The sequence below is a fragment of the Frigoribacterium sp. Leaf164 genome (assembly GCF_001423665.1).
Taxonomy (GTDB): Bacteria; Actinomycetota; Actinomycetes; order Actinomycetales; family Microbacteriaceae; genus Frigoribacterium; species Frigoribacterium endophyticum.
On record NZ_LMOX01000001.1, the window covers coordinates 291 to 14,023 of the forward strand.

11 protein-coding genes and 1 tRNA gene are annotated in these 13,733 nt (G+C 72.9%); 6 read left to right on the plus strand and 6 right to left on the minus strand.

Annotated elements, in window-relative coordinates; all coding sequences use genetic code 11:
• Window positions 1-42: 42 nt before the first annotated feature.
• The 3 genes from gltX to ASF82_RS00015 all read left to right on the plus strand — a co-directional run bounded on the left by gltX (window position 43) and on the right by ASF82_RS00015 (window position 2,592).
• The gene (gltX, locus tag ASF82_RS00005; protein WP_056051794.1) at window positions 43-1,533 is read left to right on the plus strand and encodes a glutamate--tRNA ligase; all 1,491 of its coding nucleotides are present in this window, start codon (window positions 43-45) and stop codon (window positions 1,531-1,533) included.
• Window positions 1,530-2,465: an NAD(P)/FAD-dependent oxidoreductase gene (locus ASF82_RS00010; RefSeq protein ID WP_056051797.1), complete on the plus strand. Its 936-nt coding sequence runs from the start codon at window positions 1,530-1,532 to the stop codon at window positions 2,463-2,465. Before gltX ends, ASF82_RS00010 begins: the two co-directional genes overlap by 4 nt.
• A 55-nt stretch (window positions 2,466-2,520) precedes the next feature.
• Window positions 2,521-2,592: transfer RNA gene (locus tag ASF82_RS00015), tRNA-Gln, on the plus strand.
• Window positions 2,593-2,975: 383 nt separating this feature from the next.
• Here ASF82_RS00015 and purL read toward each other — a convergent pair.
• From purL to ASF82_RS00035, 4 genes are all read right to left on the minus strand, one after another.
• Window positions 2,976-5,318, minus strand: coding sequence for a phosphoribosylformylglycinamidine synthase subunit PurL (gene purL / locus ASF82_RS00020; protein ID WP_369814239.1), 2,343 nt, complete (start codon window positions 5,316-5,318; stop codon window positions 2,976-2,978).
• On the minus strand, window positions 5,315-6,010 hold the full coding sequence (gene purQ, locus ASF82_RS00025; RefSeq protein ID WP_056051800.1) for a phosphoribosylformylglycinamidine synthase subunit PurQ: 696 nt from the start codon (window positions 6,008-6,010) through the stop codon (window positions 5,315-5,317). Before purQ ends, purL begins: the two co-directional genes overlap by 4 nt.
• Window positions 6,010-6,294 (minus strand): phosphoribosylformylglycinamidine synthase subunit PurS, encoded by a 285-nt coding sequence (locus ASF82_RS00030; RefSeq protein WP_056055429.1) that lies wholly within the window; start codon window positions 6,292-6,294, stop codon window positions 6,010-6,012. Before ASF82_RS00030 ends, purQ begins: the two co-directional genes overlap by 1 nt.
• A gap of 309 nt (window positions 6,295-6,603) precedes the next feature.
• Window positions 6,604-7,905: an acyltransferase gene (locus tag ASF82_RS00035; protein ID WP_235491111.1), complete on the minus strand. Its 1,302-nt coding sequence runs from the start codon at window positions 7,903-7,905 to the stop codon at window positions 6,604-6,606.
• 126 nt (window positions 7,906-8,031) lie between these two features.
• On the opposite strand from ASF82_RS00035, the gene ASF82_RS00040 reads away from it, so the two are divergent.
• Entirely contained in the window at window positions 8,032-8,955 is a 924-nt protein-coding gene (locus ASF82_RS00040; RefSeq protein ID WP_056051805.1) for a ribokinase, read from the plus strand.
• A gap of 60 nt (window positions 8,956-9,015) precedes the next feature.
• Here the strand turns inward: ASF82_RS00040 and ASF82_RS00045 are convergent, their stop codons facing one another.
• Window positions 9,016-10,368, minus strand: a complete 1,353-nt coding sequence (locus ASF82_RS00045) for a GAF domain-containing protein (RefSeq protein WP_056051810.1) — start codon at window positions 10,366-10,368, stop codon at window positions 9,016-9,018.
• 236 nt (window positions 10,369-10,604) lie between these two features.
• Here ASF82_RS00045 and ASF82_RS00050 point away from each other — a divergent pair, with 236 nt between their 5' ends.
• Together ASF82_RS00050 and ASF82_RS00055 are read left to right on the plus strand one after the other, a co-directional pair.
• Window positions 10,605-11,108, plus strand: a complete 504-nt coding sequence (locus tag ASF82_RS00050) for a Fur family transcriptional regulator (protein ID WP_082514088.1) — start codon at window positions 10,605-10,607, stop codon at window positions 11,106-11,108.
• Between the two features lie 81 nt (window positions 11,109-11,189).
• Window positions 11,190-12,692 (plus strand): catalase, encoded by a 1,503-nt coding sequence (locus ASF82_RS00055; protein WP_056051812.1) that lies wholly within the window; start codon window positions 11,190-11,192, stop codon window positions 12,690-12,692.
• A gap of 257 nt (window positions 12,693-12,949) precedes the next feature.
• On the opposite strand, the gene ASF82_RS00060 is transcribed toward ASF82_RS00055, so the two are convergent.
• Window positions 12,950-13,558: a GNAT family N-acetyltransferase gene (locus ASF82_RS00060; RefSeq protein WP_082514090.1), complete on the minus strand. Its 609-nt coding sequence runs from the start codon at window positions 13,556-13,558 to the stop codon at window positions 12,950-12,952.
• Between the last annotated feature and the right edge of the window lie 175 nt (window positions 13,559-13,733).

Sequence of the window (13,733 nt, forward strand, 5' to 3'; positions counted from 1 at the left end):
AACGCAGGTGGCCACGGGGGCCGGCCGGTAAGATCATCACCGATGTCTGCTCCCTTCTCCACCGCCACCGGCACTGATGTGCGCGTGCGGTTCTGCCCCTCGCCCACCGGTACGCCCCACGTCGGGCTCATCCGCACCGCCCTCTTCAACTGGGCCTACGCCCGCCACACCGGCGGCAAGCTCGTGTTCCGCATCGAGGACACTGACGCGAGCCGCGACAGCGAGGAGAGCTACGAGCAGATCCTCGACGGTCTGCGCTGGTTGAAGATCGACTGGGACGAGGGCGTCGACGTCGGCGGGCCTCACGCTCCTTACCGCCAGTCGCTCCGTCACGACATCTACCGTGACGTCATCGACCAGCTCCTCGAGAAGGGGCTCCTGTACGAGAGCTTCGCCACGGGTGAGGAGATCGAGGCGCGCAACGTCGAGCAGGGGCGTGACCCGAAGCAGGGCTACGACAACTTCGAGCGGGAGCTCACGGACGACCAGCGTGCGGCCTACCGCGCTGAGGGTCGCCAGCCGGCGCTGCGCCTCCGCGTGCCGGACCGTGACCTGAGCTTCGATGACCTCGTCCGCGGCGAGATCACCTTCCCGGCGGGATCCTTCTCGGACTTCGTGGTGGTCCGGCCGAACGGTGTCCCGCTCTACACCTTCGTCAACCCGCTCGACGACGCCCTGATGGGGATCACCCACGTGCTGCGTGGCGAGGACCTCCTGTCGTCCACGCCTCGGCAGATCGCTCTCTACGAGGCGCTGGTCGAGCTCGGCGTGACCTCCTTCATCCCGCGCTTCGGCCACCTCCCCTATGTCATGGGCGACGGCAACAAGAAGCTGTCGAAGCGCGACCCGGAGTCGAACCTCTTCCACCACCGCGATCGGGGCTTCATCCCCGAGGGCCTGGTCAACTACCTGGCCCTGCTCGGCTGGTCGCTCACGCACGACCGTGACGTGTTCAGCATCGACGAGATGGTGGCGGCGTTCGACGTCGTCGACGTCAACCCGAACCCGGCTCGCTTCGACCTCAAGAAGGCCGAGTCCATCAACGGCGACCACGTCCGGCTGCTCGAGCCCGACGACTTCCGCTCTCGCTTGCTGCCCTACCTCGACGGCGTGGTCAGCGATCCTCCCACGGAGGCCGAGACGGCGATCCTGGTGCAGGCGGCGCCCCTCGTCCAGGAGCGCATGACCTTGCTCAGCGAGGCGCGGGGGATGCTGTCGTTCCTCTTCGTCGGCGACGACGAGCTCGTGCACGAGGCCGACGCGATCGCCTCGCTGCCGGACTCCGCGGACGACGTTCTCCGCGCCTCCTCGGCGGCCCTGCAGGGGCTGGAGGGCTGGACGCACCCGGAGATCCAGGAGGCGCTCAAGGGAGCGCTCGTCGACGGGCTCGGGCTCAAGCCCCGGCTCGCGTACGGGCCGCTGCGCGTGGCGCTGTCGGGGCGCAAGGTCAGCCCCCCGCTCTTCGAGTCGATGGAGATCCTCGGGCGCGAGTCGACGCTGCGCCGCATCCAGCGTCTGCTCGACCGGTCGTGAACGACGTGTACGACGTCGCCGTCGTCGGAGCCGGCCCCGCCGGGCTCAGCGCTGCCCTCAACCTCGTGCGGGCACGGCGACGCGTGCTGCTGATCGACAGCAACCGACCGCGGAACTCCGCGACGCTGCTGTCGCACGGCTTCCTCACCCGCGACGGCATCTCGCCCCTCGAGCTGCGGAAGCTCGGCCGCGAGGAGTTCCTCGGCTACGAGGGCGCCGAGCACCGCCAGACCCTGGCCACGGCGATCCGCACGACCGAGGGCGGCTTCGAGATCGACTGCGAGTTCCGCGGAGCGGCCTCGTCGGCCACGGCGCGAGTGGTACTGGTCTCGACGGGGCTGCACGAGACGCTGCCCGACATCGGGTCGCTCCGGGCGTTCTACGGCACCTACGTGCACAGCTGCATCGAATGCGACGCCTGGGGCAAGCGCGACCAGCCGATCGCCGTCATCGGCGAGCACCCCGACCTCGCCGAGCGCGCGCTGCTGCTGTCGCAGTGGAGCGACGACATCGTCGCCTTCACGAACGGCGCCGACATCGTCACCGCGTCCGAGGAGTCGAGGCTCGCCAGCCGGGGCATCCGGGTCGAGCGCCGCCGCGTGGCCGCGATCCAGGGCGACCGCGAGGGGATGCACGGGGTGGAGCTCGCCGACGGCGAGGTCGTCGCCCGGACGGCCGGCTTCGTGCGACCGACGTGGTCGGGGGCGCTCGAGTACGTCGCGCCCACCGGTGCCGAGCTCGACGCCGACGGCCTGCTCGTCGTCGACGACCACGGTCACACCTCGGTGCAGGGCCTGTACGCGGCGGGGGAGTCCACCGCACCCGGGCCGCAGCAGCTCATCGTCGCCGCCGGCTCGGGGGCACGGGTCGCCGCCACCATCAACCGCGATCTCGTCGGTGGTGTCGAGCACCTCGGAGATGCTGTACAGTAGACAATCGGTTCAGGTTCTGGGCCGACGATGCCGACACCATCACAGGTGTTGTCATTGGGGTATGGTGTAATTGGCAACACGACTGATTCTGGTTCAGTTGTTCTTGGTTCGAGTCCAGGTACCCCAGCAATGCATGCCCCTTGACCTTTCGGTCCGGGGGCATTGCTGTTCGTGCTTGTTCGGCGGCCTGCCGGCCGCTGTCGGGCGAGCTTCGCCGCCCGACGCGCGGGGGCGAGCTTCGCCGCCCCCTGCTGGGGAGGGCGGGCTTCGCCGCCCGGGGGCGAGCTGCGCCGCCCGGGGGGCGAGCTGTGCCGCCCGGGGGGCGAGCTGTGCCGCCCGGGGGGCGAGCTGTGCCGCCCGGGGGGAGGGCGAGCTTCGCCGCCCGGGGGGCGAGCTGCGCCGCCCAGGGGAGGGCGGGCTGCGCCGCCCCGGGGGACGGGCTACGCCGTCCGGGGACGGGAGAGGGCCCCTGCGGTGGCAGGGGCCCTCGGGGGTGGTGCGGGGTGCGCGTCAGGCGGGGATGGTCGCGCCGAAGCGCGCGGGGAGCGTGCCGCGGTGCGTCCGACGGAGCTCGTCGATCGTCACCGTGAAGCGGTCCTGGATCTCGAGCGAGCCCGAGGCGCCGTCCGTCACGCCGATGCGGGCGACGGGGTAGCCGCGGCCCTCGCAGAGGCCCCGGAACTTCACGTCGTCCTCACGCGGCACCGAGACGACGACACGGCCGGTCGACTCGCTGAACAACGCCGTAGCCACGTCCACGCCGTCGCGCTCCATCACCTCGTCGAGCCACACGCGGGCACCGACGCCGAACCGCAGCACGGCCTCGGCCAGCGCCTGGCCCAGCCCGCCGTCGCTGAGGTCGTGCGCCGCCGCGAGCAGCGACTGGTCGGCGCCGGCGGCCAGGAGGCCCGCCAGCTGCTTCTCCGCCTCGAGGTCGACCGCCGGCGGACGACCGCCGAGGTGGTCGTGCACGACCCCGGCCCAGGCCGAGCCGTCGAGCTCGAGCTTCGTCGTGCCGAGCAGGTAGATGTTGTCGCCCTCGTCCTGCCAGCCCGACGGCACGCGCTTCGCGACGTCCTGGATGACACCGAGCACGCCGACCACGGGGGTCGGGTGGATCGGCGCCGTGCCGGTCTGGTTGTAGAACGAGACGTTGCCGCCCGTGACCGGGATCTCGAGCTCGAGGCAGCCGTCGGCCAGGCCCTCGACGGCCTGCGAGAACTGCCACATGACCTCCGGGTCCTCCGGGCTGCCGAAGTTGAGGCAGTCGGTGACCGCGGCGGGCACGGCACCCGTGACGGCGACGTTGCGGTACGCCTCCGCGAGGGCCAGACGCGCTCCCTGCTTGGGGTCGAGCTGGCAGTACCGGCCGTTGGCGTCGGTGGCGATCGCGAAGCCGAGCCCCGACTCCTCGTCCACCCGGACCATGCCGCCGTCGTCGGGGAAGCTCAGCGCCGTGTTGCCGAGCACGTACGTGTCGTACTGGTTGGTCACCCAGCTCTTGTCGGAGAGGTTCGGCGAGCCGAGCAGCTGGAGGAACTGCTCGCGCAGCACCGCGTTGCCCGTGGGGCGGGCGAGGGCCGACGCGCTGTCGGCCTGGAGGGCGTCGATCCAGGTCGGGTACGCCACCGGGCGCTCGTAGACCGGCCCGTCGACCGCGACCGTGCGCGGCTCGACGTTGACGATCTCCTCGCCGTGCCAGTTGATGACGAGGCGGCCCGTGTCGGTGACCTCGCCGAGCACGCTCGTCTCGACGTCCCACTTGGCTGTCACCGCGAGGAAGTCGTCGAGCTTGTCGGGGCGGACGACGGCCATCATGCGCTCCTGGCTCTCGCTCATGAGGATCTCCTCCGCCGTGAGCGACGGGTCGCGCAGCAGGACGGAGTCGAGCTCGATGAACATGCCGCCGTCGCCGTTCGAGGCGAGCTCGGAGGTGGCACAGCTGATGCCGGCGGCCCCCAGGTCTTGGATGCCCTCGACCAGCTCGTCGCGGAACAGCTCGAGGCAGCACTCGATGAGCACCTTCTCGGCGAACGGGTCGCCCACCTGCACCGAGGGGCGCTTGGTCGGGCCACCGGCCGAGAACGTGTCGGAGGCCAGGATGGAGGCGCCCCCGATGCCGTCGCCGCCGGTGCGGGCCCCGAAGAGCACCACCTTGTTGCCCACGCCCTTGGCGTTCGCGAGGTGCAGGTCCTCGTGGCGGAGCACGCCCACCGCGAGGGCGTTCACCAGCGGGTTGCCCTGGTACACGGCGTCGAAGTACGTCTCGCCGCCGATGTTGGGCAGGCCGAGGCAGTTCGCGTAGAAGCTGATGCCGCCCACGACGCCGTCGACGACGCGCGCCGTGTCGGGGGCGTCGATGTCGCCGAAGCGGAGCTGGTCCATCACGGCGACCGGGCGGGCGCCCATCGAGATGATGTCGCGGACGATGCCGCCGACGCCCGTGGCCGCGCCCTGGAAGGGCTCGATGTAGCTGGGGTGGTTGTGGGACTCGACCTTGAAGGTCACCGCCCAGCCGCCTCCGACGTCGACCACGCCCGCGTTCTCGCCCATGCCGACCATCAGGTCTTTCTTCATGGCGGGGGAGACCTTCTGGCCGAACTGGCGCAGGTAGACCTTGCTCGACTTGTAGGAGCAGTGCTCGCTCCACATGACCGAGTACATCGCCAGCTCGCCGCTCGTGGGGCGACGGCCGAGGATCTCGCGGATCTTCGCGTACTCGTCGGCCTTGAGGCCGAGCGCCGCGTAGGGCTGCTCCTTGTCGGGCGTCGCCGCCGCGTCGGCGACCGTGTCGGGCTTGGGGCCCTCGGGGCGGACGTCGATCAGCTCGGCGTGGTCGTCGTTGATGCTCACTTGGACAGGGCCCTCTCGATGACGGACGTGAAGAAGGTGAGGCCGTCGACGCCGCTCGACATGGCGTCGGGCTTGTCGGGGCCGAAGCCGGGCTCGGTGGCGTGCTCGGGGTGCGGCATGAGCCCGACGACGTTGCCGCGGGCGTTCGAGACGCCGGCGATGTCGTCCATCGAGCCGTTGGGGTTGACCCCGACGTAGCGGAAGGCGACCTGGCCCTCGCCCTCGATGCGCGCGATGGTCTCGGCGTCGGCGATGAACCGGCCGTCGGCGTTCTTGAGGGGGATGGTGATCTCCTGCCCCTCCGTGAAGCCGTTCGTCCAGTCGGTGGAGGCGTTCTCGACCCGCAGCACCTGGTCGCGACGGATGAACTGCTGGTGCGCGTTCCGGGTGTGGGCACCGGGGATGAGCCGCGCCTCCGCCAGCATCTGGAAGCCGTTGCAGATGCCGAGCACCGGCATGCCCGACTTCGCGGCCGAGACGACCTCGGTCATGATCGGCGAGAGCGAGGCGATCGCGCCGGCGCGCAGGTAGTCGCCGTAGCTGAAGCCGCCGGGCAGGATGAGCGCCTCGACGCCCTGGAGGTCGTGCTGACCGTGCCAGAGGGCGACGGGATCGCCGCCGGCGAGGCGCACCGCGCGCTGCGCGTCGCGGTCGTCGAGGGAGCCGGGGAAGGTGACGACGCCGACGCGCATCAGGCTGCGGGGGCCGCGTCGAGCACCGTGACGCCCACGACGTCCTCGATCACGGAGTTCGAGAGCACGTCGTCGGCGAGTCGGCGCACCTCCGCCAGGACGGCCTCGGTCACCTCGCCCTCGACGGTCAGCTCGAAGCGCTTGCCGATGCGGACGTCGGTGAACGTCGCTCCGGCCTGGTCGGGAGCGGCGGAGCCGAGACGGGCCAGGGCGCCGGCGACGGCCTTGCCCTGGGGGTCGAGCAGTTCAGCCTTGGGCATGACCTCGACGACGATGGTGGGCACGATCAACTCCTGCAGAAGCGGTAGCGGATGGACGCGTCGAGTCTAGGGCAGGGGGAGGCCCGGGCCCGCGGGCACGGGGAGGCGCCCGGGGCCGCGGGGCGAGCCGTCGAGCTGGGGAGGGAGCCGCGGTTGTCGGCTGTTGCCGAGGCTCCTCCCAGCGTCGTCATCGGATCGCGTCGCACCATTGACGCAGCGGCAGGAACAGGGCCTCGTGATCGGGCCTCCTGTCGACATCCGGTTGAGGGTTCCTGATCCGCCCGACGCCGTAGGACGCCCGGCCGGCACCCCCCGACCGGCCGGGCGTCACCCTCACCTCGCGCGGGGCGCGAGCAGCTGGACGGCGAGCGGCAGGGCCACGGCCCCCGCGATCGCCAGCGGCAGGTCCAGCCCCCACAGCATCACCGCGAAGGTCGGCGCGACGACCAGCGCCGCGGCGACCACGACGACGCCGACGGGCGGGCTCGCGGCATCGGCGGACCGGCGCCGCGGCGGCTGTTCGAGACGCCCGGTCAGGAGCGACACCGCACACGCGAGCCCCACCACCAGCAGCGCGACGGGCCCTCGGCTCCACCACCAGGCGGCCGAGCCGGGCTCGGGCAGCGGGCCGCCGAGCGCGAGGCAGACCCCGAGCACGGCGATCAGCAGCGGCAGGTGCCACAGGTAGATCGTCATGCCGCGGCTGCCCACGGCCAGCACGACGGCGCGGGCCGGCGTCGTCGCCATGAGCCGCTCGAGGAGCGGGCGGAGGAGCGTCAGGACGCAGATCTGGCCGACGCCGAGCACCATCAGCGGCACGGTCGGCGGGTTCAGGCCGGCGAGCATGTCGGGGGACCACGGGCCGACCGTGGTCAGCACGGGCAGCGACAGCCAGCACGCCGCGGCGACGGCGACCAGCAGGAGGCGCGGAGCGCGCCCGAGCCAGCCGCTCGCGACCGCGAACCCCAGCTGCTGGACGAACAGCCAGACGAAGACCAGGTTGAGCAGGCCGACGTCGGTCACCCCGCTCGACCAGCGGGCGGCGTCGACGAGGACCGCCGCGGTCGCCAGGGTGACGAAGGTCACGGCGGGGCGGGTCTCGTGCAGGCGCGCCATCGTCGGCACCGCCACCTGCGTGATCGCGTAGGCGGCCAGGAACCACAGGGGCGAGCCGACCCCGGTCGCCACCACGTCGAGCAGGGCGGGGTCGACGCCGAGCAGCGTCGCGACGAGCAGGGCCGCGGCGAGCACGACGAACACGGGCACGGCGGGCCGGGCGAGCCGGACCAGGCGACCGGCCACGTGCTCGGAGGCCGTGACGCCGCGGCGGCGGGCGCTCGCCCACGACGTCGCGCTCGCGAAGCCGCCGAGCACGAAGAAGAGGGGCATCACCTGACCGGCCCAGGTCGACACCGCGAACCAGGGCTGCTCGGTGAGCGGCTGCGTCGCGGTGACGGCGCCGTCGGCGTCGACCGCGACGCCGACCATCAGGACGTGGATGACCACGACCAGCAGCACGCAGGCCACGCGGGCCAGGTCGACGACGAGGTCGCGCCCCGAGAGGTCGAGCGCCCGGGCGGCGGCCGGGTCGCCCGAGCGGCCGGTGCGCGGCCCGGCGTGCATGGAGGCTGTCATGGTCGAACCGTAGCGACCGGTCTGCCCCGACGGGGCGTTCCTCCACAGGCGGCCTCCGAAGTCATCCCCAGGGCTGACCGTGGTGGAGGGCGTCGCCGAGCGCCCGTGGCGGGCCAGGATGGAGGCATGAGCACAACCGAGCCCACAGTCGCCGTCGTCGGATCCGTCAACCTCGACCTGGTCGCCCGCGTCCGGGAGTTCCCCCGCGCCGGCGAGACCGTCCTCGGGTCGGAGTACGAGGAGGCGCCGGGCGGCAAGGGCCTCAACCAGGCCGTCGGGGCGGTGCGGCGCGGCACCACGGCTCTCGTCTCCTCCGTCGGCGACGACCCCGTCGGCGACCGCGTGGTCGCGTGGGCGGCAGGCCACGGCATCGACGTGGCCGGGGTGCACCGCGCCCCGGGGCTGACCGGCCGGGCCCTCATCACGGTCGCTCCCGACGGCGAGAACATCATCGTCGTCGCGCCGCTCGCGAACGGCGCGCTGACGCCCGAGCACGTCGCCGCCGAGCTCGACCGGATCCGGCCCGACGTCGTCCTCGCCCAGCACGAGATCAGCGAGGCCGCCCTGCGCGCCGCCGTCGAGTGGTGCCGGGCGTCGGGCGCCCGCTTCGTCTTCAACGCCAGCCCGGTGCGCAGCGTGCCGGCCGACGTGCTGGCCGCGAGCGACCCGGTGGTGGTGAACGCCGCCGAGGGGCTCGCCCTGCTGCGCGCGGCGGAGGCCGCCCGCCCGGTCGGGGAGCCGGGCTCGCGGTCAGCCGTCCGCGAGGGCGGGGCCTGGCGGCCGGCGGACGTCGCGCGTCGCCTCCTCGAGCTCAGCCCCTCCGCCGTCGTCACGGCCGGGGGTGCCGGCGCCTTCGTCGCCGACGCGGCAGGCGTCGAGCACGTCACGACCAGCACCCGCGTGGTCGCCCTCGACACGACGGGCGCGGGCGACGAGTTCGCCGGGGTGCTCGTCGCGGAGCTGGCCGGCGGGGCCTCGCTGCACGACGCCGCCGGGGCCGCGAACGACGCGGCGGGGGCGCTCGTCCAGGTGCCGCGCGAGCGGCGCTAGGCCGAGACCCGTCGACCGGGGCCGGGGCCGGGGCAGCGGCCCCGGCCGCGGCCCTGCGGCTCAGGCGTGCAGGGCGGCGCGGGCCTCGGCCTCGCGGCGCTCGCGACGCGTGGCGGGCTGGGCCGGCCCCGCTCCGGGCAGGGCGCCCTGGCCGAGCGACGCGACCGGGCCGGCGACCGACTTCTCGTAGCTCTGCAGCTCGGCCTCGGCGCGGAGGGCGAACGCGCGGAGCTTCTCCGGCGACACCGACGACGACTTCCGCGGCCGGATGTCGTGGAGGCAGAAGGTGCCGATGGTCTCGCCGGTCGACGAGTGGATCGGGTGGCCCGCGTAGAAGTACCCGTGGTTGAGGTCGAGGTAGGGGTTGTCGGCGAAGCGCTCGTCCTTGCGGGCGTCCTCGACGACCACCACGTCGTCCTCCGCGACGGTGACGTCGCAGAAGGTCAGCTCGCGGGGGATGGAGACCGGGAGCAGCTCGGTGTTGTTGGCGTACCAGAGCTTGCTGCCGTCGAGCATGCTGACGACCGCGACGTCCACGCCGAACTCGGCCTCCGCCTCCTTCGCCAGCTGCTGCAGCACTTCGGAGCCGCCCCGCGACGCGTTGTCGACGAGGGTGGCGCCGCCGCTCCACTCGAACGAGCGCTCGGGCAGGCTGCGCGGCAGCCGCTCGTCGAGCTCGACGCGTCGGACGCTGTCGAGGGTGGGCGCGATGCGGTGCGCGATCGTCTGGGCCCACTGGCGGTAGCCCTCGACGCAGCCGTGGGGCGAGTCGGGGCGACGCAGGCCGGCCGGCAGGCGGAAGTAGCTCGCGCCCGTCTCGTCGGCGACCAGCTCGGTGATCGCGTTCATCCGCTCGGCGTGGGTCTCGGCGACCGCGCCGAGCAGCGACTCGAACGGCTTGACCGAGCGCACCGGGGGGACGCCGATCAGCACGGTGCGGGCCGTGGGGTGCGCCCGCCGGGCGAGGGTGGCGACGAGCTGGCGCAGCTCGCGCTCCCAGGTGTCGAGGGGCGTGAGCCGGACGGCGTCGTTGAGCCCGACCAGCACGACGAAGGTGTCGTACAGCCCGAGGTCGGTGTCGCGGATCCACGAGCGGGTCGACTCGATGCTCATCATCTCGTCGCCGACGTAGTCGACCGAGCACGCGCGGCCGGTGGCGGCCGACGACGCCCGCGACAGCTGGCCGACGAGGGCCTGGTCGTGCGAGCGCACGCCCCAGCCGTGGGCCGGGCCGTTGCCGACGATGAGCACGGTGTCGGCGTCGGTCGCGGTCGAGCGCGCGGACGGCTCGTCGCGGGGCGACGCGACGCGGCGCGACCGGGAGAGCCACCAGAGGTACCAGAGGCGCATGGCAGGGCGCAGCCGCTCGTACGACTGCGGGGTGGTGCTGGTGGTGTCGACCGTCCTGGTCACGTGGTGCTCCTCGGGTTGTGCGTCGGGTGCCGTCCCGCCGACCACGCTACGGACGCGCCGCCACGGTCGCATCCCCCACTACTGGGCTCCGGCGGACGTCCACGGGGCGAAGCGGTGTCCGGGAGGCGCGGTGCGGGCGCGCAGGAGGGGCCGGCGCCCGGGGCCGCGCCTGTGCAGCGGCTGCGGATGAGGGCGCGCTGTCTTGAACTGTTCAAGATAAGTGCCATGATGGTCAGGTGCACCCCGAGACCAGCGCCACCCACGACCGGCTCCGCGGAGCCGGCCTCCGGGTGACGGCGCCTCGCCTCGCCGTGCTCGAGGCGCTCGAGGGCATGCCGCACGCGGCCGCCGACGTCGTCTTCGCGAAGATCGCCCTGGCGCTGCCGGGCACCTCGCTCCAGGCGGTCTACGGCGTCCTCGCCGCGCTCGCGGGCGCCGGGCTCGTGCGCCGCATCGAGCCGGCCGGTTCGCCGGCGCTCTACGAGCTCCGCACCGGCGACAACCACCACCACGTCGTCTGCACGGTCTGCGGCGACGTGGCCGACGTCGACTGCGTCGTCGGGCACGCGCCGTGCCTGACCCCGTCGAACGACGCGGGGTTCACGGTGCAGACCGCCGAGGTCACCTTCTGGGGGCTGTGCGCGGCCTGTCGCGACTCCGACGACGACGTCGAGCTCGACGCGGAGGCCGGCGGCACCGGCGACGCGACCGCCGTCGGCGACCTGACCCGCGCCTCCTGAGGGCCCGCCCCACCGTCTTCCCCGGCCGCGTGCCGGGTGCCTGAACGACCCGTGACTGAACACCGAACGAAACGAGGAGTCATGACCGACGCCACCCCCGTGACCACGACCGACAACGGAGCGCCCGCCGCGAGCGACGCCCACTCGCAGACCGTCGGGGCCGACGGCCCCATCGTGCTGCACGACCACCGCCTCGTCGAGAAGCTCGCGAACTTCAACCGCGAGAAGGTGCCGGAGCGCATCGTCCACGCCAAGGGCGGCGGCGCGTTCGGCCGCTTCGTCACCACCGGCGACGTCTCGCAGTACACCCGCGCCGCGCTCTTCCAGCCCGGCGTCGAGACCGAGATGCTGGCCCGCTTCTCGACCGTCGCCGGTGAGCAGGGCAGCCCCGACACGTGGCGCGACCCCCGCGGCTTCGCGCTGAAGTTCTACACGAGCGAGGGCAACTACGACCTCGTCGGCAACAACACCCCCGTCTTCTTCATCCGCGACGGCATGAAGTTCCCCGACTTCATCCACTCGCAGAAGCGCCTGCCCGGCAGCCACCTGCGCGACCACGACATGCAGTGGGACTTCTGGACCCTCTCGCCCGAGTCGGCCCACCAGGTCACCTGGCTGATGGGCGACCGCGGCCTGCCCGCGTCGTGGCGCCAGATGGACGGCTTCGGCTCGCACACCTACCAGTGGATCAACGCCGAGGGCGAGCGCTCCTGGGTCAAGTACCACTTCAAGTCCGACCAGGGCAACGCCATCCTCACGCAGGACGACGCCGACCGCATCGCGGGCGAGGACGCCGACTTCCACATCCGCGACCTGTCGACCGCGATCGAGCGGGGCGAGTTCCCGACCTGGACCCTCTCGGTGCAGGTCATGCCGTACGCCGACGCTGCCGGCTACCGCTTCAACCCGTTCGACCTCACCAAGGTGTGGCCGCACAGCGACTACCCGCTGATCGAGGTCGGCACGATGACCCTCGACCGCAACCCGGAGAACTACTTCGCGCAGATCGAGCAGGCCGCCTTCGCCCCCTCGAACTTCGTGCCCGGCATCGCGACGAGCCCCGACAAGATGCTGCTCGCCCGCATCTTCAGCTACGCCGACGCGCACCGCTACCGCGTGGGCGTCAACCACCAGCAGCTGCCGGTGAACGCCCCGAAGACCGAGGTGCACTCGTACTCGAAGGACGGCGCGGCGCGCTACCACTTCAGCGAGGCGACGGCGCCGGTCTACGCGCCCAACTCGGTGGGCGGCCCCGCGGCCGACCCGCAGGCGGCCGGCGACACCGGCGGCTGGGAGAGCGACGGCGAGCTCGTCCGCTCGGCCGCGACCCTGCACGCCGAGGACGACGACTTCGGCCAGGCCGGCTCGCTCGTGCGCGACGTGATGGACGACGAGCAGCGTGACCGCCTCGTCGCCAACATCGTCGGGCACGTCTCGAAGGTGACGCGCCCCGACCTGCTCGAGCGCGTGTTCCAGTACTGGAACTCGGTCGACCCCATCCTCGGCGCCCGCGTGCGCGCCGGCGTCTCGCCCGAGGCGCCCGGCTCGAACGAGGACCCGGCGACGGTGGGCGTGCCCGCGTAGTCGGCAGCTCCGCACTGCGGGAGGCGCGGTGCCCGGTCGACGGGCACCGCGCCTCCTGTGCGTCCCGGGGGCTCAGGCTCTGTGCGAGCTCGGGCCCCGACCTCGTAATTTGAGAGTGATCGGGGTTCCGGGAGCGGCGGGGCGGGGGAGTCGTGGGCGGCAGCGTCCGATGCCTCTCGCATTCCGGGTACGGCGAGGTCAGCCACCGGCGGCGGCGGGCCAGCGGCGGCGGACCGGGGGAGGCGCGGGTCGGCCGCTCAGACCATCTGGCCGTTCCAGCGGAGGTCGCCGGCGGGCCACTCGGCGAGGTCGGCGCCGACCTCGCGGACGAGCCAGCCCTCGTCCTGGCTGACCAGCACCCCGGCGCCGTCGGCGCTGAACGCCGTGAAGTGGCCCGTGACGCCGTGCAGCGGGCGCCAGCCCGCACGCCGGTAGAAGCCCTGGACCCCCTCGCCCGTCTCGAGCAGGCCGAACCGGCTGCCCAGCCGGGCGAGCCCCTCGTCGACCCGGCGGAGCAGCTCCCCGCCCTGGCCCGTGCCCTGCAGGATCGGGCTCACCGCCACCATGCCCACCGCCGTGACGAGCAGATCCGTCTCGCCGACCGTCACGAACTGCCGCCGCAGGCCGGCGTGCGCGACCACGACGTCGCCGACGCGGCCGAGCACCCGCAGCTCGGGCTGCATGCCGGCCCAGCTGCGGGCCCCGGCGTACCAGTGGTCGTACTCGGAGAAGGCGAGCCCCAGCATCGCGGCGATCGCCTCGTGGTCGTCGAGGCCCAGGTCGCCCTCGGCGACGAGGTCGAAGACGGGGCGGTGGTCGTGCTCGGGGGCGTCGGGCGCGACGGAGGGAGCGGGCTGGTCAGGCATGCGGTCGACGCTACGCCCCGCGGTGCCGGTGCCGGTGCCGGTGCCGGTGCCGAGGCACGGTCGATGCCGCCGCCCGCGACCGAGGGGCCGCTCGCCCGACTACGTCCGGACTCGCACCTCGATCGAGTTCAGCCAGCGCGCTGGAGCTGAGGGAGGCGCGGAGCGCCTCCGCGAC